General features: G+C 61.4%; 1 protein-coding gene and 2 pseudogenes. All 3 read right to left on the reverse strand.

Annotated features, from left to right (window positions below):
* Positions 1-149: 149 nt before the first annotated feature.
* Positions 150-1,471, reverse strand: a pseudogene (locus tag BKN05_RS12585) (Mur ligase family protein).
* Between the two features lie 31 nt (positions 1,472-1,502).
* Complete coding sequence (locus BKN05_RS12590; RefSeq protein WP_286688796.1) at positions 1,503-1,991, reverse strand: hypothetical protein; 489 nt, start codon at positions 1,989-1,991, stop codon at positions 1,503-1,505.
* Positions 1,981-2,461 (reverse strand): annotated as a pseudogene (locus BKN05_RS12595) (DNA polymerase III subunit epsilon); the annotation flags it as partial. The gene BKN05_RS12590 and the pseudogene BKN05_RS12595, both read right to left, overlap by 11 nt.

Genomic DNA, 2,461 nt, shown 5'->3' on the forward strand with positions numbered 1-2,461 from the left:
TCGCCGTAGGTGCCCAACACGTCCGGCAGTACCAGACCAATATTCAGCTCTGCCTTTTTCGCTGACTGGCTGGCTTCGGCAGTGCGCTCAGCAGCGTTATTACCGGCCGCAGCGTTGTGCTTATCGTGTGCCATATTCGCTGCTATCTCCTAAGCTTCCTCGGAACGGGCGGTGGAATTGTCGGGCGCGGAATTCTGTGCCTGCGCTGTCTCTGATGCAGAAGAATCGCCGCGCTCTAAAGCCTTCTTCAAATCCCGGAAGGCAGTGTAATTCGCCAACACCTCAATACGCCCGGCCGGGCACGCATCGATGGCTTTCACCGGATCAGCGATTAACTCGTGGCTGATATCGGCATACACCAAACGCACGGCCAGGTCCGTGCCACGCTCACCGGAGGCCTTCACGGACTGCTCGGCGAAATCCTCAAAAGTGACATCCCACAGCCAGGACAAATCCTCCCCGTCGGCGACCTGGCCGTTCACCGCGATCACCAAACCTTCGGCGCTGCGATCCACCATGGACAACGCCTCTTGCCAGCCAGCCGGGTTTTTCGCCAGCAGCAAGCGGATTTCATGCTCGCCGCGGGTGATCGTGGAATAACGCCCGGCGACATCATCCACCTGCTCGGTGGCGGACACAGCCTGTTCGAAGCCGACGCCGAAGGCCTCGACCGCTGCGGCGATGGCCTGGGTAGCGTTGCCCCGGTTGGCCCGGCCCGGCAGGGCCAGGTTCAGTGGATACGCGGCGTCGTCCAGCGACGAGCTGCGCGTAATGCCCGCGTCCGTGATCGTCCAATCTGGGGTGGGGCGTTCGAAGGCGGAGCCGTCGGCAAGCTTCAGGTGGTGGACTCACCGAGCCAGCCGCCGCCAGCGGCTACCCACACCACGTTCGGAGCGTCATAAGCCACCGAGGTGATCAGCACATCGTCGCAGTTCGCGATGACAGTCATGTCCGGGTGCGCCGTAATGGCGCCGCGCAAAGTGCGCTCAATCTTGTTGATCTCCCCGACGCGGTCCAGCTGATCGCGTGACAGGTTCAGCAGCACTAGCGCCTGCGGATTGATCTTGTCCGCAACCTGCGGCACGTGCAGTTCGTCTACCTCCAGGGCGAGGACTTCAGCATTACGGCCCGCCAACAGTGCAGAGATGATCCCGGCATCCATGTTGTCGCCGCCCTCATTCGTGGCGACGGAATACTCACTGCGCAGCGCATTCGCCAGCATGCGGGTGGTGGTGGACTTTCCGTTCGTGCCGGTGACCAGCACAGCCGGGCGATCGTCGGCAAGATTGTGCATGACGTTCGGGTCGATCTTGTCCGCGAGCAAACCGCCGATCATGCCACCCGCTCCCCGGCCGGTTGCGCGCGAGGCTACCGTCGCCAAGCGAGCGACGGTTGTGGCCACCCGCGTGCGGGCACGGGACACGATGGACACCGGCGATGACGGTGATGACGACGCAGAAGACTTAGTCATAGGCATCTAGGATAGTAAAAAGGCGTGGTTACTAGTGGGATGTGTGGTTTGCGCCACTCGCAGGATTCGGTGTTCCTTTGCGCGAAGAGCTACGGCGCCGCCTATGAGAACGGGACTTTTTCCGTGGCTGCTTTCCTGCTGGTTTTTCATTCTGTTTTTCTGCCTGCTTGGGGTGCTGTTTCACGGACGCTTTGCCGGATTGTTGCTTCCCGGATTGTTGTTTGCCGGATGCCTTCCCCGCAGGCTGGCTAGGTACCGCCCGCGGGTGCGTGGATTGTTCCACTGGCGCATCAGGATCCGGGTGTGGCTTCACGCGGGTGAGCGCATCCAAAAAAGCGGTATCCCCGAGCAGCGGAATGCCTTTGCGCACCGCGTGCATAGCCTTGCCCCGCAGGTCAGTGGTCTTATTGCACACTACTACCGATACCCCGCGGTGCAGATGCTCGCGATACACCAACCCGGCCTCAGTCAACGCGGTGACGATGGTATCGGGACTATAACCGATCTCATCAGCAACCACGTTCGGCGGATTCCACGCGTATGTGGCTGCGTTGCAAACCACAGCGATCCGCCCGCAGATCATCCGGGTGGTAGCTAGCGATCAGCTCATGGTCAGCGCCCGATGACTTCTGTGCGGCTTCGTGCTGATGCTGAAAAATATCCCACAATAAATGCGTGGTTTCGCGGGTGGTTTCTTCTTGGCTGCGCCCAGCACGCACAGCTGATGCCACCGGACTAATCGCTGACAAACCCATCGCGCGAGCCACGCCGGCAGGTCGAATATCCGTGAACGGAACTTCTTGCCGACGCGCAGTGGCCAGCGTGTCGACGATTGTGGCAGGCTGCGGAACATGCCCGACGCGCTGGCGCTTGCGGTTGCCCTTGCGGGAGCGCCGCCGGTTGGCACGTGCAGCAGCACTCATCGCGCGCTTGGCCTCGGAAACCAGAAAACCCCAGGTTAACGGCAGATCGTGGACGATCAGCGTGCGG

It is taken from the genome of Corynebacterium sp. S5S1, from assembly GCF_001913985.1.
Taxonomy (GTDB): domain Bacteria; phylum Actinomycetota; class Actinomycetes; order Mycobacteriales; family Mycobacteriaceae; genus Corynebacterium; species Corynebacterium marquesiae.